Raw genomic sequence first — 18,936 nt, forward strand, 5'->3', positions numbered from 1 at the left:
TCTTTGTTTCACCGTCGCAACCGACCGTCCGATAAGGAGAAGAGCAACATGGACTATATGAAACTCGGCAATTCCGACCTGATGGTTTCCAGAATCTGCATGGGATGCATGGGATTCGGCAACGCGTCGCAGGGCCAGCACAGCTGGACGTTGGACGAGGAGAGTTCCCGCGAGATCATCAAGCGTGGATTGGATCTCGGCGTGAACTTCTTCGACACCGCGATCGCCTACCAGAACGGCACCAGCGAACAATATCTCGGACGGGCCCTGCGTGACTTCGCCAAGCGCGATGAGGTCGTCGTCGCCACGAAGTTCACGCCCCGCACCGAAGCCGAGATCCAAGACGGCGTCACCGGACAGCGGCATGTCGAGCGCATGATCGACGCGAGCCTGAAGAACCTCGGACTCGACTATGTGGACCTGTACATCTGCCATATGTGGGATTACGGAACGCCAATCAACGAGATCCTCGAGGGGCTCGACTCGGTGGTGAAGGCCGGCAAGGCGCGCTATATCGGCATCTCCAACTGCTTCGCATGGCAGCTGGCGCAGGCCAACGCCATCGCCCAGCAGAACGGCTGGCCCCGATTCGTCTCCGTGCAGGGCCACTACAATCTCATCTTCCGCGAGGAGGAACGCGAGATGGCGCCTTTCTGCGCGCAGGAGAACATCGCCATGACGCCCTACAGCGCGCTGGCGAGCGGACGTCTGGCCCGCAGGCCCGGCGATTCCTCCAAGCGTTTGGAAGAGGACAGCTACGCCAAATCCAAATACGATCTGACCGCCGAACAGGATGGCGAGATCATCGCCAGGGTCGAACGGCTCGCGCAAAAGCACGACGTCTCGATGACCGAGGTCTCCCTGGCATGGCTGCTGACCAAGGTCACGGCGCCCGTCGTCGGCGCGACCAAACTCCACCACATCGAAACCGCGGTGAAGGCCGTTGGGCTTTCCCTGTCGGATGAGGAGATCGCATATCTGGAAGAGCCGTACGTCCCGCATCGTCTCGTGGGCGTCATGGCGCAAAACACCGCAACACCGAAGCCAAGGAGCCGCTCATGACGCAAGACGAATATTCGACCGATTCCCGACGACGGGCCGCGGCGGTATGTGGCACGCTGCTGGCGGCCATGCTGCTGCTCGGCGCATGCGGTGCCACAGCCTCGGACACAGCCGACGCGACCACCGGCGATGGAGCCTCATCATCATCCTCAATACAGGATGCGGACACGACGACGGACGGCTCCGCAATCACACAGGAAGACGAAACCATGCAGGACGACACAATCACAACCCAACGCATCAACGTCCAGGACGAGAACGGAACCACCGTCGTGTTCGAGCTGAACGGCAGCTCCGCGGCGAACGATCTGCTCGGCCAACTGCCGATGACCGTCGCGGTCGAGAATTTCAGCACCAATGAGAAGATCTTCTATCCGGATGCGTTGGACGTCTCCGACACTCCGCTGGCGAGCGTCGCGGTCGGAACGCTGGCCTACTACGAGCCGTGGGGCGATGTCGTCATGTTCTACGGCTCGTACAACGCCAACAACGCCCTGTACGAGCTCGGACATGTGGTGTCCGGCGGCGACGCCATCGCCAATCTCTCCGGCACCATCACCATCGCCGCCGGATAGCCGGCGAAACCACAATGCCTTTCCTAACCGATATCAATAGCTATCTGCGTTAGCGGTAGTGGAAATGGCAGTCTGCGGAGGTCGATCTACGTTAGCGGTAGTGCCCTTACAGGCCGACAGCGTGTATGGGCCGCGGAATACCAGGCTTGCTAGATGGGATAGGGCCGATAGGGCACTACCGCTAACGTAGATCGACCATTGCAGACCCGAAAATCCACTACCGCTAACGCAGATAGCATGTCAATCGGTGCAATGTCCAGCAATCTTCCCTAGCACCCGCTTCAGCATCCGCTTTGGTTTTCTCAGTTCCGGTCAGCCGTGCCTGCGCTCGGCAACGTAGGCGTTGACGCCGCGGACGAAACGGTCGAGCGCGTCGCACACGCGTTCGAGGGGACACGCGACGTTCAACCGCAGGAACCGCGCGCCGTCGCCATGGTATTGGCCGCCGGCCGTGAGCAGCAGACCGGTCGTGCGCTGCAGATAATCGCCCAGATCCTCGGTGTCCCGCCCGTCTACGGCATCCAGCACATCCGCGCAATCCAACCACAGCAGGTAGGTGGCCTCCCCCGGCACCACGCGCACGCCCGCGCCTTCAGGCAACGCCGGCCAATGCGAGGGATCGTGCAGATAGTCGGTGACCACGCGGCGGTTCTCCGCCAGATACGCGCGCAGTTCCTCCAGCCAAGACTCTCCTTGGGTGAACGCGGCCACGGCGGCGGGAATGGCGAACGCGCCCGGCTCCCCCACCTCGTCGGTGTTGATGCCGCGCCAGACGCGGTGCCGCAGGGTCGGATCCGGCACGACGACCGCGGCCGTGTGCAGGCCGGCCAGGTTGAAGGTTTTCGTCGGCGCCACGCAGGTGACCGAGTTGTCACGGCAATGCGCGCTGACGGAGGCGAACGGCGTGTAGTCGACGCCGGGCATGGTCAGGTCGCAGTGGATTTCGTCGGAGACGACGATGGCATGGTGCTTCCATGCGAGCTCGCCGATGCGCTCCAACGTGTCTTTCTCCCACACGATGCCGATGGGATTGTGCGGATTACACAGCAGCATCAGCGAGGTCTGCGGGTTGGCGAGCTTGCGTTCCAGGTCGGCGAAATCGATGCCGTAGCGCATGGTCGCCTCGTCATAGACGAGTGGGCATTCGATCGGATTGCGGCCGTTGTTGAGGATCGAATTGAAGAAGATGTCGTAGACGGGCGTCATGACCAGCACGTTCTCGGCCGGAGTGGTGAGTTTGCGCACGATGCTGGAGATGGTGGGCACCACACCGGTGGAGAACACCAGCCATTCCTCGTCGAAGCGGAAGCCATGCCGGCGTTCCCACCAGTTCGCGATGGCATGCCGCCATTGGGCGGTTTCGATCGCATAGCCGAACACGCCTCGGTCCAGTTCGCGCTGCAGGGCCTCGCGGATCTCAGGCGCGGTGGCGAAGTCCATATCCGCCACCCACATGGGCAGTTCGGCGTTGTATTCGTCCCATTTGAGTGATCCGGTACCGCGCCGGTCGATCAGAGTGTCGAAATCGTAGGTCATACCTTCTCCTATAGCACAAGAGATCCCTCGACTCCGCTCGGGATGACGAAAAACGGAAAACACACCCCGCACGGGATAACGGAGAAGACCACACAAATCGCCTGGAACGTCGAAAGACACTCCTCGTCATCCTGAGCGAAGGGCGCAGCCCCGCAGTCGAAGGATCTCCTCTCCGTCATCCCAGACGAAGCCGAAGCCCTTCGTCATCCTAAGCGGAGCGAAGCGAGGCGCAAGGATCTCCATTGTTTAGAACGATGCGGGCTTGGTGTCGCTGCGCGATTCGATGGTATCGCAGACGATGCGGGTGGCGGACACGTCCACCTCGTTGGGGTTCATGGTCAGCTCGCCGATCCTTTCGGCGCGAATCACGCCGCCCGACGGGTTGAGCACGCTGTCGATGGCGCCGTCGACCTGCACGTCCACGGTGGAGTATTCGAAGGCGAGCGTGGTGTTGAGCAGGCGGCAGTCGCGCATCACGAGATTGTCGATGTAGCACATGCCCTGCAGGCTTTCGATGGTGCAGTTGACCAGGGTGATGTTCTTCGAGTTCCAGCCGAAGTATTCGCCGGAGATGAAGGAGTCGTAGACGGTGATGTTCTCGGCGTTCCAGAAGGCGTCTTTGGAGAGCATTCGCGCGTTGTGCACCTCCACGTTCTTCGCGCCGTCGAAGGAGTAGTTGCCCACCAGCGTGAACCCGTCGATGGTCATGTTCTCGCAGTTCATGGCGAAGTAGTCGCCTTTGGCGCTCACCTGGTTCATGACGACGTTGCGGCAATGCCACAGCGTTTCGGCCGCGTTCGGGAACTGCACGTTCGTCAGCCGCACGCCGTCGGCGCGGCGGAAGTTCTTCGGCGCCTCGATGACGCTGTTCTCCACGGTGATGTTGTTCGTGTACCACGCGCCGGCGCGCGCCATCTCGAACCATGTGCAGTCCTTGGCGACGATGTTCTCGCAATACCACAGCGGATACTTCCATTTGAACATGCCGCCGATGATCTCCAGATCGCGTGCGTGCTTGAGCGGCGATTCGCCGTCGGAGAACGTCGAGTCGACGATGCGCTGCTTCGATGCCCGGAACATCGCGCGTTCGCCGGTGAGCACCTGCTGGCACACGTCCGCGGACTCGCGGTGGTGCTCATGCTCGTTCAACTGTCGCTTCGCCAGACACGCGCATTCCGCCGCGCCGTCGCCCGCCGCGGAGGAGTCAAGATTCTTCAATGAGGCCGCGTTTGATGCCGTTACGCCCATGATGCCGTCCTTCCTGTCGTATTACCGGCATTCAATCACCATCATGGGCGCATATCAAATACCCATCAACGATGCCCCTCCATGCTCAATCGTTATGGAAGAGCGGGCCGGCGGCGCGCATCGCTTCGACGAACCGTTCGACGATGGGGGCGGGTTTCAGCGGATAGACGATGCCGTAGGGCACGGTATAGCGCCATTCGCAGGGAACCGTGACCAACGAGGGATGCAGCTCTGACCAGATTTGGACGCTGACCATCAGACCGCCCAGAGCCTCGACCTGGTTGAACACCTCGGTGCCGTAACTGGGCACGCTGTGGATGCGAATGCCGGGATGATTCGTTTCGATCTCGTCACGCAGCTCGTCGATATAGCTAGTGTCGCCCCGGCGGATCATGATCAGCGTCTGCCCGTCGAGATCATCGAAGGTCAGGCGGCGTTTATAGGCCAGAGGATGGTTCCGGGCCATCGCGCAGCACAACGGCAGGTCGGCGAGACGCAGCGCCTGACAGCGATTGTTCCACAACGTCGAGGGGTATATTCCGGCGATGACGTCGATTCCCTCGCCAAGCGCGTCAAGCACGGCGAGCAGGGATTCGTCATTGAAGGGAACGACGTTCAACGAGATGTCCTGATACCGCCGGCTGACCGTCGACCAGGCGTCCACCAGCGTTTTGCAGGGGCGCAATTGCGATGTGCCGATGCGGATGGACCGCCCGCTCAAGCGTTCGATGTCTTTGGCGGCCCGCACGGCCTGCTCGGATATGCCGATGATGCGTTTGGCGTCGCGATAGATGCTGCGTCCGGCGTCGGTCAGTTCGATGCCCTGCCGGCTGCGGACGAACAGGGTGACGCCAAGTCTCGATTCCAGCAGATTGATCTGTTTGATCAGCGCGTTGGTCGAGATGTACAGCCGCTGCGCCGCCTGGGAGAAGCTTCCGCAGTCGGCGGCCATCAGAAATCCGTCCAGATGCTTGTCGTACATACGCCACCTCACCACACCACATCAGCGTATGAACCTTTCAGTTCACACACTGATAGCATATCGCGACCACGGGCGCGGCGTTGCCGAATCCGCGCCGCCATATAACTAAAACCAGTCGCCCACAAAACCCTCGGAAAGGAGACGCGGATGATACGCAAAACATTGACCTGCATGCTCGCATGCGTCATGGGACTCACCATGGCTGGATGCTCGGGCGGATCCGAAGGCGGAAGTTCTTCGACCGCCGCCGACGGCACCATCAACGCCACACTGCCCGACGCATCGGCAACCGCAACCCCGCTGGTGGTCTACTACTCGTATTCCGGCAACACCAGACGCATCGCGCAGCGTCTCGCCACCATCATCGACGCGGACTCATACGAGATTCGAACCGTCGACTCCTATCCGGAGAATCCCCACGACACCGCCGAAGTCTCCCAACAGGAGCGGAACAGCGGTGATCTGCCCGAACTCGTGGACGATCTGCCCGACTTGGAGGCATACGACACCATATACATCGGCGGCCCCATTTGGAACGGATATATGGCGACCCCGCTGGAACGCTATCTTGAAAGCACCGATTTCTCCGGCAAAACCGTGGTTCCGTTCAGCACCAGCATGGGATCCGGCCAGAGCGGATACCTCGACGATTTCAACGAACGCGTGCGCGACCCCGAGACCATCGGATCGTATACGGATATCGAATTCCCGGACAACGGCGATCCGGATGCGTTCACCGACGAGCAGATCGACGAACTGCTGTCCGATTGGCTCGACGACAACGACGCACGCCCGCATGTCGTCGCCGATGTCACGTTGAACAGCGGATACACCATGCCGATGCTGGGACTCGGCACTTGGACGCTGTCGGACGACGAGGCGGAGAACTGCGTGTACCACGCGCTCGAGGACGGATACCGACTGGTGGACACCGCCCAGTATTACGGCAACGAGGTGGGCGTCGGCAGGGGCGTGCGCAAGGCGATCGCCGACGGCATCGTCACCCGCGACGAGGTGTTCGTGACCACCAAAATCATGCCCGGCACCTATGCGGACCCGGACGGCGCGATCCAGGAGTCGCTGGACAGGCTGAATCTGGAATATATCGACCTGTTGCTGCTGCACCAGCCCGGATCGCACGACGAAGAGGTGTACCGCGGCATGGAAAGGGCCGTGGACGAAGGCGTGGTGCGTTCGATCGGCATCTCCAACTATTACACGCAGGAGGCGGTGGACGAGGTGTTGTCGTTCGCGCGCATCACACCTGCGGTGATCCAGAACGAGCACCATATCTACAATCAGGACGACACCCTGCAGCGGTATGTGAGCCAATACGGCATCGCCATGGAAGGCTGGTATCCGTTCGGCGGCCGTGGCCACACGTCGGAAAGCTTCAACAACGAAACCATCATGGCTTTGGCCGACGAATACGGCAAGACCTCCGCCCAGATCATTCTCCGCTGGCAGCTGCAGACCGGTTTCATCGCTATTCCGGGCTCGAGCAACCCCGATCATATCGCCGAGAACCACGACATCTTCGACTTCGAGCTCACGGACGAGGACATGCGTTCCATCGGGGCCATCGACGAGGGTCTTCGCTATGAGGAGGCATGGCACGACTAACCGCGCCGGGCACCTCCCCAGCCCCATCGTCATCGAAACCACCGCAGACGCAACCATATAAGGAGCACACTATGGAAACCATCACATTGAACAACGGCGTGACCATGCCGACCCTCGGACTGGGGGTCTTCCAGATGCGAGACCCCGACCAGTGCGAGCGCACCGTCGACACGGCGCTGGAATTGGGATACCGACTCATCGACACGGCGCAAAGCTACGGCAACGAGGCCGCCGTGGGCAACGCGATCTCACGCAGCGGCATCCCGCGCGACGAACTGTTCGTCACCACGAAGATCAAAGTCGCGAATCTGACCTACGACCGGGCGAGAACCTCCCTCCTCGAATCATTGCGCGCCATGCGGTTGAACTATGTGGATCTGCTGCTGATCCACCATCCCTACAACGACGTCTTCGGCGCATGGCGGGCCATGCGGGAGCTGCGAGACGAAGGATTCGTGCGGGCCGTCGGCGTTTCGAACTTCCCGCCGGACCGTTTGGAGGATCTGGTGCTGCATGGCGGCGAGACGCCGCAGCTCATGCAGATCGAGATGCATCCGTTCAACCAGCAGCACCCTTCGATGGAGCTGATGCGCCGGCACAATATCCGCCCCGAGGCATGGGGTCCGCTGGCGCAGGGCAAATTCGGCATCTTCGACAATCCCACGCTTATGGGCATCGCCGCCAAACATGAAAAGACGGTGGCGCAGGTCGTATTGCGTTGGCTGTTGCAACGCGGCGTGACCGTCATTCCCAAAACCGTGCACGAGGAACGTCTCAAGGAGAATCTGGACGTATTCGATTTCACGCTGCGCGACGACGAGATGCTCGCCATCAACACGCTCGACCAGAACCTAACCGTCACGCCGCAGATGCGCGAACCGTTCTGGATCGACAATCTCAGCTCGTTCTAACCCAACCAACCACCCTTAAGGAGGCATAACCATGAGAACGATGCAATTGGCGCGTCTGAACGTGTCGGCCATCGGCATGGGCTGTATGGGATTCAGCCACGGCTACGGCGAGCCGACGGAACACGACGAGGCAATCCGCCTCATGCGATATGCCCACGAGCGGGGCTGCACGTTCTTCGATACGGCCGCATCCTATGCGGCGGGACGCAACGAATCACTGGTGGGCGAGGCGTTGGCACCGATCCGCGACGAAATCGTGCTGGCGACGAAAACCCATATTCCCGAAGACGACGAACGTCCGGTCTACGACGTGCTCAAAGAATGTCTGACGGCGTCGCTAAAACGGCTGCGCACGGATCATGTCGACCTGTACTACCAGCATCGGGTCAACCGCGGCATCCCCGTCGAGGATGTGGCCGAGGCCATGGGCCGGCTTATCGACGAGGGGCTCACGCTCGGCTGGGGCCAGTCGCAGCCTACCGAGGGCGAGGTGCGGCGCGCCCATGCCGTTACGCCGATGACCGCCATGCAATGCGAGTTCTCCATGATGGAGCGTTCGTTCGAGAAGTCGGTCATTCCCGCATGCCGCGAACTGGGTATCGGCGTGGTCGCCTTCTCCCCTATGGCCAGCGGGTTTCTGTCCGGCAAATACGCGACGGACGCCGTCTACACCGGCGATGACGTGCGGCGGGTCATCACCCGCTTCGCGCCGGAGAATATGGCTGCCAACCAACCTGTGTTGGATCTGCTTGGCGAATACGCGGCGGCCAAGGGCGCCACGCCCGCGCAGATCGACCTCGCCTGGATCCTCGCCAAAGGCATCGTGCCGATTCCCGGCATGCGGCGGATCTCACGCATCGACGAGAACCTTGGCGCCGCGGCGGTATCGCTCACCGACGACGAATATCGTCGGATCGAAGAGGCGCTCTCCCAACTGACCATCCACGGCGACCGCACGGACGAGGACATCGCCAAGCTCAAAACCATGCGTTGACGATTCATGCCTCGACGCGGAACTTCGCCTTCCGAACAGGACGCGCCTCCCGCCATACGGAACTGTCGGCCCTCCCACTTCGTCATCCTGAGCGAAGTCCGCAGGACGGAGTCGAAGGATCTCATTGCATGTTAGTCGACAAGGGTTCGAGATCCTTCGACTCCGCTACGCTCCGCTCAGGATGACGGAGAGGGTACGCTCCGCTTAGGATGATGACGATGGGAAGGCCCAAGCCTGCTTCGACATGGGAAGAAGGCCGGGAATAGGCTATAGCGCCGCGGCGCGTTCAATGCCGGCGTTCATCTCAACGGCGACGGGCTCGTTCCAGCGGGCGGCGTCGCCGACCATGTGCACGATCTTGCCGGCCAGCGGGGCCACGATAAGCATCTGGATCGGCAGGGCGATGGTGAAGTTGTAGGGGAACATCTCAAAGAAACCGACGACCGCGGCACCGGTGAATCCGAAGGCCATGATCGCGCCGAAAATCGTCATGAACACGGTCATAAGCACCACCATGAGGAATTTGACGGTGATGCCCTTCCAGACCGGACGGTCCTCCTCTTTGCAGAACATGCCCGCCAGTTTGCGCGAGCTCGGCGTGCAGATGCCCAGATCGCAGATCATGCCCACCACGTAGGCAAGCGGGAAGTTGAACACGGCGTAGCTCCAGGCGGCCGCGCCCACGTCGCCGGTGCGCACGCCATAGTTGAGCGCGGCCATCACGTAGATCATGATCGCGGACATGATGAAGCTGAAGAGGATGCCTTCTTTGCCGTTACGGGGCATGGTTCGAGAATTCCTTTCGTTATGGCTTCCGGCCCCTCTTGATGCAAAGCAAGGGGGCGCATAACGAAAGCCCGCGGAATGCGGCGATCATAATGGCGACTTCCTGGCAAACGGGTCGAACCGTCGTGTCGGGGGCCGCTTGCAACGTGTTACTTTAGCAGACCCGTCGACCACGCAAGTCCCTTTCGGGCGTGTCTTTCCGTGTCGAGACCATACGAAAAAACGGCTTGGAGGAAGGCCTTCCAAGCCGTTTTGAGTTCTTTCTCGGGGTTGGCATCCCGCGGCCGACAGACTATCGACCCAACGCCTGCGCATACCGGCCGGCGGCCGCCTCCAGCTCGTCGTCGGAGAGGTTCAGCGTGCCCGGCAGAATGAACGGATCCAGCCAGGTCATGCCGATGTGGTTGGCGGTCGCGCGCATGGGGGCGAGCAGTTCGGGCACGGTGATGCCGAATTCGCCGTCCTTCGTGTACTTCTCGCCGGCGCCGCCCGCGCTGACGGCGACCATCAGCTCCTTGCCGTGCAACTTGTCTCCGGTGGAGCCGTACGCCCACCCGTATTCCAGCACGTCGTCCTGCCATTGCTTGAGCAGCGCGGGCGAGCTGTACCAGTAGAACGGGAACTGCCACACGATGCGGTCATGGTCCTCGACCAAGCGCTGTTCGGCCTTCACATCGATGGCGAAGTCCGGGTAGAGCACATACTCGTCGCGCACGGTCACGTCGGCCATGCCTCGCGTCGCCTCCAACAGACGGCGGTTGACCCGCGACTCGTTCATATTCGGATGGAATGCCAGAATCAGCGTGTTCGCCATACTCGTGTCCTTTCCAGATTTCCTGTCACAAGTCCCCTCATGCTAAGTCAGGAGGCCGCGCGTCACCAATGCCAAGCCGACAGCGAAACCCATGCCTTTGGGGAATGACGCCGCCCGGCGATCATGCGATGGCCGTCAGATTCCCAGCGACTCGACCCACTTGCGCACGTCATTGTCGGACACGGCAGATTGGAAGCGGTGGCCGGGACGCCAGTCTCCCGCGTCGGCGAGCGCGGCGAGACGGGTGTCACTGTCTCCTAGCGGCGAGCTGGCGGACGTGCAGAACGGGACCACCGTCTTGCCGGCGAAGTCGTTGTCGGTGACGAATCCGTTGACGGGCCATGCGGCGATACCCCACCAGATCGGGTAGCCGATGAGTACGGTGTCGTAGGAGTCCCAATCCGGCACGGCCGCGCTGTCCAGTGGGGTTTCGCGCAGCGTCGGGTCGTCGTGTTCGCGCACGACGCGGCTGTTGGCGTCGCGCCAGTCCAGGTCGGTGTCCGTGTAGGGGTCGGCCGGGATGATTTCGAACAGGTCGGCGCCGGTGGCGTCGGCGATGGTCTCGGCGACGCGCTTGGTGTATCCTTCGGCGGAATAGTAGGCCACAAGTGTTGTCATGATGCTCCTTCTTTGGATGGATGGACGGGTTGGCACCGACATTACTCTCCGGTAGCTGCTACCGGTCAAATCGGGACGTGCCTGGGGAAGAGATCCTTGCGCCTCGTTGCGCTCCGCTCAGGATGACGGGTGGCGGAATCTGGAAGACGCCGAATCCCATCCGGGGATCTCCACGCCGTTGCCCAAGGTGATGTTGTTCATATGAACTCCTAGGTCGATTGTTGTTGTCGTGTTATCGTTGACCATAGGAGCCGGTAGTGACTACCGGTCAAATCGGCGACACGCCATTGCGGAAGGATGCGACGATGTATTCGATGAAAGAGGCCTGCAAACTCGTCAACATGAGCTACGAGACGCTGAAGTTCTACTGCAAGGCGGGGCTGGTGCCCAACGTCCGCCGGGATGAGAACAACCGCCGCGTGTTCGACGACAAGAACATCGCGTGGATCGGCGCCCTCAACTGCCTGCGCGCCTGCGGCATGGGAACCGCGGAGATGAAGGAATACCTCGACCTGTGCCTGCAAGGTGAGTCCTCGATTCCCGAACGCAAGCAGATTCTGGAGGCAAAGCGGCAGATTCTCGAACAACGCATGGCCGAGATCCAGCGCAGCATCGACTACATCGACGCCAAACAGGAGTTCTACGACGGCGTGCTCGAAGGACGCACCAAGTACTACAGCAACCTCATCGAGGTCGACGACCCGGATGCCACGATGCCCGATGAGCTCGCCGCGTTCAACGAGCCGGAGTTCCCCGCCGAACGGCACCTCGTCGGGGCCTTGCGGTGATGCGTTTCATATGGGGCAGTGAGATCCTTGCGCCTCGCTACGCTCCGCTCAGGCTGACGAAGGATGCTACGCTCCTCAGTGCGACGAAGGATACCGCGCTTGAGGGCGGATTCCAGTGGCGGCTGTTATCTGTCCCAAATCATATTCAAGAAAAGAACAACAAGATGATATCGCCAGCCAAACCCACCAAAATAAACATGGCTCCACCAAATCTTGTCGAGATAATAAATAGCTGGGAGGGCTCAGCATAACCGTCATTTTTCCAACCCTGGGTGATTTCATAGAAGGATTTCGGTTCAATGACCATAAGAAGTCCGATGGCAATCAGCACAAGGCCTAAAACAATGTACATTATCCCACCTTGAACTTCCGATTTTTGATTTGCCTGCCCTTACGGCAATCATAAGTATATCTGCGATCTTTTCAGCTCTTTTCCTGATTACGTCCACTTAGCCATGAGCTGCGTCATCCCGAGCGGAGGGCGAAGCCCAGAGTCGAAGGATCTTTCGCTCAGAGCATGTCGCGAATTTGACCGGTAGCGGTTACCGGATTTTAGGGTCGAATCATCCACCGCAACCGACCCTAGGAGGATGATTCCCATGAAGAAAATCGCAGCCGCGGCCATGAGCATCGTACTTGCCGCCAGCCTCGCCGCCTGCGGAGGAACCTCGCAGTCCGACGCGCAGGATTCCGATACTTCCCAGTCCGATTCGTCGACGAGCACCGACACCCCCACCACCAGCGGTGACGGATCGACGCTCGTGGTCTATTACTCGGCCCAAGGTCATACGGAAGAGGTGGCAAACGCCATCGCGAACGCCGCCGACGCCGACATCTTCGTCATCGAACCGTCCGAGCCGTACACGGACGACGATCTCAACTGGACGAACGACGACAGCCGAGTCTCCGTCGAACACGACAACCCCGACCAGCGCGACGTGGAATTGACGACCACCGAAGTGCCCGATTGGGATTCCTACGACACCGTGTTCATCGGCTATCCGATCTGGTGGGCCGTCGCCGCATGGCCGGTCAACGGATTCGTCGAGGCGAACGATTTCACCGGCAAGACGGTGATTCCGTTCTGCACCTCCACCAGCTCAGGACTCGGATCGAGCGCCACCCAGCTGGCCGAACTCGCCGGCACCGGCGACTGGCAGGAAGGCCAGCGCTTCTCATCCAACGCATCCGAATCGGATGTTCAAGACTGGGTCGCCAGCCTGAATCTGTAACAGAGATGGCCCATCCAGCGTGGATGGGCCATCAGTATGTGCCGAAAGGATGGCGGCGGACATCAGCTCACGGCCTATGCCGCCGACGTATGAAGCTATGCGCATTGCGCATGGGTGTTTGTCGAAGCCTTACATGCCACCCGCAGACGGGCGCATAGCATGAACTCATAGCAAGCCGTAGCGCGCTTGCGCCACACATCACCGACGGAACAGTGGAAACGCGGCGAAAACACAACGGAAAGGATGGTGGATATGGGCGAAGGGAACACACAACACAGGGTACTTGGCGGATCCGCAATCGAAGTATCTCCGCTGGGACTGGGCTGCATGGGATTCACCCACGGCTACGGCGCTCCTATGGATCAAGACCAAGCGGTCCATGTGCTGCATGAGGCCTACGAGATGGGCTATACGTTCTTCGACACCGCGGAAAGCTACACGGGCATCGACGCCGACGGGCGCACGGCATACAACGAGGAACTGGTGGGCGAGGCGATTCGCGACATGGGCGATGACGTCGTGGTCGCCACGAAATTCGGCATCACAATCGCGTCGGACCGCACGCTCACGACCGACAGTTCGCCGGATACCATCCGCCGTTCAGTCGAAGGCAGTCTGAAACGTTTGGGCGTCGACACCATCGACCTCTACTATCAGCACCGCATCGACCCCAAAACCTCACCGGAAACGGTGGCGGACATCATGGGCGAGCTCATCCGTGAAGGCAAGATCCGAGCATGGGGCATCTCCGAGGCCGACGAGGAGTATCTACGCCGCGCCCATGCGGTCTGCCCCGTGGCCGCCGTGCAGAACAGGTATTCGATGATGGCCCGCTGGCATGAGTCGCTGTTCGAGACTTTGGAGGAGTTGAACGTCGCGTTGGTGGCGTTCTCCCCCATGGCCAACGGATTCCTCACCAACGGCTACGACGCTTCGACCACGTTCTCGGACGCGGCGGACTATCGCGCCGCCATGCCGCAGTTCGGCAAGGAGGGCCGACGCAAAGCGCAGGGACTCACCGAACTGGTCGCACGGCTGGCCCACGATAAACAGGCAACCGCCGCGCAGATCTCGCTGGCGTGGATGCTGTGCAAGAAGCCGTGGATCATCCCCATCCCCGGATCGAGGAAACCCGCGCGCCTGCGGGAGAACTTCGCCGCCTCGCAGGTGACGCTCACCGCCGACGAGATCTATACCATCGACGAAACACTCGACCATATGGATTTGGACGTATTCGGCGGCAGCCGCATCCGCGAAAACTCCTGACCGGGATTCGGCCGGCGGTTATGGGCGGGCGGCGTCGCCCGGCATGTCCACATGGTGTACAGTCATGGGATATGTCGGATATGGAGGATCTCGAACAGCTGGTCGCGTTCGCGAAGAAGGGAACACTGTCCGGCGCCGCCCGCAGCCTGCACATGTCGCAGCCGTCGCTCAGCCGCACGATGCGCCGGCTGGAAAGCGAATTCAAAGTGCCGCTGTTCGATCGCGACCGCAATACCATCGCGTTGAACGAGAACGGCGAGATGGCGGTCGAATACGCGAGCCGTCTGCTTGCCATGCATGATGAGATGATGCGTCATGTGCGTGAATACGACCGCAGCCGCCATACCATCGCCGTAGCCTCCTGCGCGCCGGCCCCGCTGTGGGAGGCGTCGCGGATCCTTTCGCAGATGCAGCCCGATATGACGGTGTCCAGCGAGATGAAATCAGACGACGACATGCTCGAAGGAGTGTCGGACGGCACCTACCGCATGGTCATCCTCAACAATCCGGCCAAGGGGACTTTGGAGGAACTGAGTCTGATCGGCGCTCCTTTGATGACGGAGACGTTGTATCTGGCCGTTCCGCAAACCCATCCTCTGGCGCGGTTCGACGAGATGCGGTTCAAAGACTTCAACGGCTACAACATCCTGCTGCTCAACGGCATCGGCTTTTGGGAGGATGTGTGCCGTGAGCATCTGCCTGCCTCGCGTCTGCTGCGCCAATCCGATTCCGAATCGTTCGTCGCCATCGCGCAAACCACCGATCTGCTGTATTTCGTCACCAAGGCGTCCATGCGCATCTACGAGCGACCCGTCCGCGACCGCAAACTCGTCAGAATCACCGACGCCGACGCCACGGCGGAATTCCACTGCGTGTGCCGTGCCGACGACGCCGGGTTCCTCAACGCGTTCGTCACGGCTGTGGCGGCTCGTCCGTAGGAACCCTTCAGAGGCCTACGAATAAACCCAATCCTCCCTGAGATAACGTGGCGAGCGCCGCTTTCCGCATGCCTGGAGACATCCCTCTCGCCGCGTCTTCGTTCGGGGCCGCACCTTCATCATGAGGCACGACCATATCGCCTATAACAAGACGTGGCGTCCGGGAATGGAGGAACCCGGACGCCACGTCAGGCAATAGAGCGGATCTAGCAACGGCCGGTCGGCCGATCGGATCTCACTCGTCGGAGGGGACAGGGATCGCGCCTTCTTCGCGACGACGGCGGATGAAGCGCCGGATGGACACGACCTCAAGTCCGACGGTCAGCAGCGCGAGTGCCCCCACCGCGACCCAGGTGATGGTCTGCCAGATCGGAATCGTCCGTTCGGGCTCTCCGTTCTCGTAGTGGTAGCTGTTGACCGCGGTGTACAGGATGTTGTGCGCCGCGTTGCGCATGGCGATCATCGAAGTGGCGGAACGGTCGGTCACGTGGTTGGTCACGTCCGTGGTGGAGAGCATGATGTCGTTGCCGTTGCGGATCATCTGGTCAGCGTTCTGGAAGCCGAAGCCCGCGAAGTAGTCGGAGAGCACCATGCCGTTGAAGCCCCATTCGTCGCGCAGCACGGTCTGCTGCAACGGAGCGTAGGCGGCGGCGTAGGTCACGCCGATGTAGTTGTAGGCGCTCATCACGGCCTGCGCGCCGCCGTCCTTGACGGACATCTCGAAGGGCTTGAGATAGGCTTCGCGGATGGCCTGCTCGTTCGACCATGTGGTGAGCATCGACCAACGGTTGGTTTCCTGGTCGTTGAGTGCGAAATGCTTCATGAAGGAGTACACGCCGCGCGAGCGGGCACCTGCCACTTCGGTGGCCGCCATCGTGCCGGTGAGCAGCGGATCCTCCGAATAGTATTCGAAGTTGCGGCCGCCGAACGCGGAGCGATGCAGATTCATGCTCGGCGCGTACCAGCCGGAGGCATCCATGTCGTGGGCCATGTCGCCGATGATCTCGCCGAACTCGCGGGCCAGATCCTGGTTCCAGGTGCAGGCGAACGAGGTGGATGAGGGGAAGCCCACGGAGCCGACTCCGGTGAAGTTGTTGTTCAGCGAGGCCGGGCCGTCGAGGTCGGTGAGCGCGATCTTGCCGATGGAGTCGATGGCCTGGGTACCGTAGCCGCCGAGCGCGATCAGCGTGTCCATCTCGTCGAAGGTGAGCTGGTCGAGCAGGTCGTCCCAACGCTCGTCGTCGTAGTCGGCGCCGTACAGGTCGGCCAGGCGTATGCCGTTGTCGGCGCCGGTGGTCGGCATCACGTCGTCCGCGTTGTTGTGGTCGGCTGGGTCGTAGGAGCCGTTGTTCTCGAAGTTGGCTTTGTATTCGTCCGCCAGCGAGTAGGTGCTCGGCGCGGCGGTGGCCTCGGCGTAGTTCGCGAATCCGTCGGCGCGGCTCAGATAGGTCACGTCGCCGGCCGCGTCGTCGAACTGGTTGGTGGCGGCGACCTGGTCGTCGGAGCGCGGGTTGGACTCGTCGTAGACGATGGTCTCGTCCACGGTCACGGTCCGCTCGTCGATCACGGTATGCGAATCGGTGTTGATGGACACCACGTAGTCGCCCTGTTCGAGCACGTACGCTTCGGCGTCGTTCTCGTCGTAGGAGGCCATGTCCTCGTCGGCGAACTCGACGGTCAGCGTCTGCGATTCGCCCGGGGCGAGCTCGTCGGTTTTGTCGAAGGCCACCAGATTCGCGGAGGCCTTTTCGATGCCGCCGTTGGTGTAGGGCGGGTTGTAGTAGACCTCGACCACATCCTTGCCGGCCACGTCGCCCGTGTTGGTCACGGTCACGTCGAAGCTGATCGTGCCGTCGGAGTCATAGGTCACGTCGCCCATCTCTTGGCTGAAGGTGGTGTAGCTCAGGCCGTAACCGAACGGATAGAGCACGGCTTCGTCGTAGTCGATGAGGCCTTCGTCGGCGGCGGTCTCGTAGAACTTGTAGCCGATGTAGATGCCCTCCACATAGTTGACGAAGGTGGGCACAGCGTTGGCCGCGAACGGGTCGTCCTCGGGGATCTGGAACTCGTCCATATTGTCGAATTCGAAGTCTCCGAAGTTGTTGAAGCTGGGGGTGGCGGTCAGGTCGCGCACGAAGGTGTCGGAGGTTTTACCGGAGGGGTTCACGTCACCGGCGAGCACCGCGCCGAGCGAGGTGAATCCGGCCTGTCCGGCGGGCGGACACCATAGCACGGAGGTGATCTGCGGATAGTCGTCGAGGAAGTCGAGCTGGAAGGTGTTCGCGCCGTTGTAGACCAGCGTGACGTTCTCGAAGTTCGAGGTGACCAGATCGATCATGTCGCGTTCGGTCTGGCTGAGCTGCAGGAAGTGCTCGCCGGCCTGATAATCCTCGTAATCCTCGGAGTTGTTGGTGTAGGTGACTCCTTCGGCCTTCATGTCGGTTGGCAGGTCGGCGCCCTCGCCGCCCACGCGGGCGAGCACGATGACGGCGGTGTCGGAGAAGTCGACGGCGTCGGCGATGAGATCGTCGCCGTACTGCGCGGTTGGCACCTCGGGCAGCGTCCAATCCTGGGCGAACAGGCTGACTTCAGGACGATCGGCACGGTAGGAGGCGTACAGGTCGGTGAGATCCTGGTTGACGGTGAATCCCGCCTGCTCGAGTCCGTCGATCAGCGAGACGGTGGGATAGGTGTCCGACAGCGCGCCGGATCCGGTGCCGCCGTACACGGGATTGGTGGAGGCCCAGCCGAACACGTTGATGTTGCCGGCGGACAGCGGCAGGGCTCCGTCATCGTTCTTCAGCATGGTGATGGCCTCGTCTTGGATGCGCGGACCGAGGTCGTTGGCCGCGGCGACCGTGCTCTCCTGCAGCGTATGGCGCTCGGCGGTGGCGTTGTTCAGCAGGCTGAACAACGGTCCGTACAGCATCAGCGTCACGGCGACCACGGCGGCGACCAGCACTGCGAGCCAGGTCTCGCCATGAACCAGTTTGCGCACGGACGTGGCCCGCACAGTGCGCGTGTTGACGGCGACCGTCACGACGATGCCGACGATCAGCGCGATGCCGATCGCGATGAGATGCGGAGCCACGGATGCGAGCACGTTGATCACATCGCTCCAATTGATACTGAGCATCTGCTCTCTCCTTTGAGTTGCGTTGGGATTGACCGGCCCACCGGCATGCCGATGGACGGCGGGCGGTGGGGAGATGCTGCCATGCTAAGGCGGACGCCCGGCTGTCGTCTCGCGAACCCTTGCATTGGGCTATGCAAATAATGAATAGCCTGATGCAGGTTTCTTATAGGCGGAACGGGTAGCGAGCTTACGGGGCAGCAGCATCAATCCATACGCTTGACGCATATTCTCACGACATATTCGTCGAGAAAGCGAATCAGGAACGAGGTCTTGCCATCATGAACGCATCCACACGCCAGCCGATGAGTCGTAAGAAGAAAATAGCGATCATCGTCACATCCATCGTGGCGGTGCTCGTTGTCGTCGCCCTTGTCATCGTCGCCGTCATTCGTCGGAACTTCCCATAGCCGCCGGCCTATCAGGATCT

General features: G+C 61.1%; 18 protein-coding genes. 10 read left to right on the top strand and 8 right to left on the bottom strand.

What is annotated here, in order from left to right; translation table 11 throughout:
- The first annotated feature begins 48 nt into the window (after positions 1–48).
- Both BL8807_RS11035 and BL8807_RS12050 read left to right on the top strand, forming a co-directional pair.
- Positions 49–1,062 (top strand): aldo/keto reductase, encoded by a 1,014-nt coding sequence (locus BL8807_RS11035; RefSeq protein WP_072725373.1) that lies wholly within the window; start codon positions 49–51, stop codon positions 1,060–1,062.
- On the top strand, positions 1,059–1,637 hold the full coding sequence (locus tag BL8807_RS12050) for a cyclophilin-like fold protein (protein ID WP_205408855.1): 579 nt from the start codon (positions 1,059–1,061) through the stop codon (positions 1,635–1,637). The genes BL8807_RS11035 and BL8807_RS12050 overlap by 4 nt, the downstream gene beginning before the upstream one ends.
- Positions 1,638–1,949: 312 nt before the next feature.
- Here the strand turns inward: BL8807_RS12050 and BL8807_RS11045 are convergent, their stop codons facing one another.
- The 3 genes from BL8807_RS11045 to BL8807_RS11055 all read right to left on the bottom strand — a co-directional run bounded on the left by BL8807_RS11045 (position 1,950) and on the right by BL8807_RS11055 (position 5,403).
- Complete coding sequence (locus tag BL8807_RS11045; protein WP_072725375.1) at positions 1,950–3,173, bottom strand: MalY/PatB family protein; 1,224 nt, start codon at positions 3,171–3,173, stop codon at positions 1,950–1,952.
- A 246-nt stretch (positions 3,174–3,419) separates the two neighbouring features.
- Positions 3,420–4,421: a DUF3737 family protein gene (locus tag BL8807_RS11050; protein ID WP_083570180.1), complete on the bottom strand. Its 1,002-nt coding sequence runs from the start codon at positions 4,419–4,421 to the stop codon at positions 3,420–3,422.
- Between the two features lie 85 nt (positions 4,422–4,506).
- Positions 4,507–5,403 carry a LysR family transcriptional regulator gene (locus BL8807_RS11055; protein ID WP_072725378.1) on the bottom strand — a complete coding sequence of 299 codons (897 nt, stop codon included), beginning with the start codon at positions 5,401–5,403 and terminating at the stop codon, positions 4,507–4,509.
- Between the two features lie 147 nt (positions 5,404–5,550).
- Between BL8807_RS11055 and BL8807_RS11060 the strand changes: the two genes are divergently transcribed.
- The 3 genes from BL8807_RS11060 (at position 5,551) to BL8807_RS11070 (ending at position 8,931) form a co-directional block, all read left to right on the top strand.
- On the top strand, positions 5,551–7,026 hold the full coding sequence (locus BL8807_RS11060; protein WP_072725380.1) for an aldo/keto reductase: 1,476 nt from the start codon (positions 5,551–5,553) through the stop codon (positions 7,024–7,026).
- Between the two features lie 71 nt (positions 7,027–7,097).
- Positions 7,098–7,937: an aldo/keto reductase gene (locus BL8807_RS11065; RefSeq protein WP_072725382.1), complete on the top strand. Its 840-nt coding sequence runs from the start codon at positions 7,098–7,100 to the stop codon at positions 7,935–7,937.
- A gap of 31 nt (positions 7,938–7,968) precedes the next feature.
- Entirely contained in the window at positions 7,969–8,931 is a 963-nt protein-coding gene (locus BL8807_RS11070) for an aldo/keto reductase (protein WP_072725384.1), read from the top strand.
- Between the two features lie 267 nt (positions 8,932–9,198).
- Here the strand turns inward: BL8807_RS11070 and BL8807_RS12055 are convergent, their stop codons facing one another.
- The 3 genes from BL8807_RS12055 to BL8807_RS11085 form a co-directional block, all read right to left on the bottom strand.
- Complete coding sequence (locus tag BL8807_RS12055) at positions 9,199–9,717, bottom strand: DUF2798 domain-containing protein (protein ID WP_226847377.1); 519 nt, start codon at positions 9,715–9,717, stop codon at positions 9,199–9,201.
- 292 nt (positions 9,718–10,009) lie between these two features.
- Positions 10,010–10,531, bottom strand: a complete 522-nt coding sequence (locus tag BL8807_RS11080) for an NAD(P)H-dependent oxidoreductase (protein WP_072725386.1) — start codon at positions 10,529–10,531, stop codon at positions 10,010–10,012.
- 135 nt (positions 10,532–10,666) lie between these two features.
- Positions 10,667–11,149: a flavodoxin gene (locus BL8807_RS11085; protein ID WP_072725388.1), complete on the bottom strand. Its 483-nt coding sequence runs from the start codon at positions 11,147–11,149 to the stop codon at positions 10,667–10,669.
- A 257-nt stretch (positions 11,150–11,406) separates the two neighbouring features.
- Between BL8807_RS11085 and BL8807_RS11090 the strand changes: the two genes are divergently transcribed.
- Entirely contained in the window at positions 11,407–11,937 is a 531-nt protein-coding gene (locus tag BL8807_RS11090) for a MerR family transcriptional regulator (RefSeq protein WP_226847378.1), read from the top strand.
- Between the two features lie 145 nt (positions 11,938–12,082).
- Here the strand turns inward: BL8807_RS11090 and BL8807_RS11095 are convergent, their stop codons facing one another.
- Positions 12,083–12,289: a DUF6199 family natural product biosynthesis protein gene (locus BL8807_RS11095; protein WP_072725392.1), complete on the bottom strand. Its 207-nt coding sequence runs from the start codon at positions 12,287–12,289 to the stop codon at positions 12,083–12,085.
- Positions 12,290–12,536: 247 nt separating this feature from the next.
- Here BL8807_RS11095 and BL8807_RS11100 point away from each other — a divergent pair, with 247 nt between their 5' ends.
- The 3 genes from BL8807_RS11100 (at position 12,537) to BL8807_RS11110 (ending at position 15,373) form a co-directional block, all read left to right on the top strand.
- Positions 12,537–13,169, top strand: a complete 633-nt coding sequence (locus tag BL8807_RS11100; RefSeq protein ID WP_072725394.1) for a flavodoxin — start codon at positions 12,537–12,539, stop codon at positions 13,167–13,169.
- Between the two features lie 252 nt (positions 13,170–13,421).
- The gene (locus BL8807_RS11105) at positions 13,422–14,435 is read left to right on the top strand and encodes an aldo/keto reductase (RefSeq protein WP_072725396.1); all 1,014 of its coding nucleotides are present in this window, start codon (positions 13,422–13,424) and stop codon (positions 14,433–14,435) included.
- Between the two features lie 80 nt (positions 14,436–14,515).
- The gene (locus tag BL8807_RS11110; protein WP_158217105.1) at positions 14,516–15,373 is read left to right on the top strand and encodes a LysR family transcriptional regulator; all 858 of its coding nucleotides are present in this window, start codon (positions 14,516–14,518) and stop codon (positions 15,371–15,373) included.
- 235 nt (positions 15,374–15,608) lie between these two features.
- Here the strand turns inward: BL8807_RS11110 and BL8807_RS11115 are convergent, their stop codons facing one another.
- Entirely contained in the window at positions 15,609–18,509 is a 2,901-nt protein-coding gene (locus tag BL8807_RS11115; protein WP_072725400.1) for a glycoside hydrolase family 3 N-terminal domain-containing protein, read from the bottom strand.
- Positions 18,510–18,787: 278 nt separating this feature from the next.
- Between BL8807_RS11115 and BL8807_RS12135 the strand changes: the two genes are divergently transcribed.
- The gene (locus tag BL8807_RS12135; protein WP_264298317.1) at positions 18,788–18,916 is read left to right on the top strand and encodes a hypothetical protein; all 129 of its coding nucleotides are present in this window, start codon (positions 18,788–18,790) and stop codon (positions 18,914–18,916) included.
- The last annotated feature ends 20 nt before the right edge of the window (positions 18,917–18,936 follow it).

This window comes from Bifidobacterium lemurum (assembly GCF_014898175.1).
GTDB classification, from domain to species: Bacteria; Actinomycetota; Actinomycetes; order Actinomycetales; family Bifidobacteriaceae; genus Bifidobacterium; species Bifidobacterium lemurum.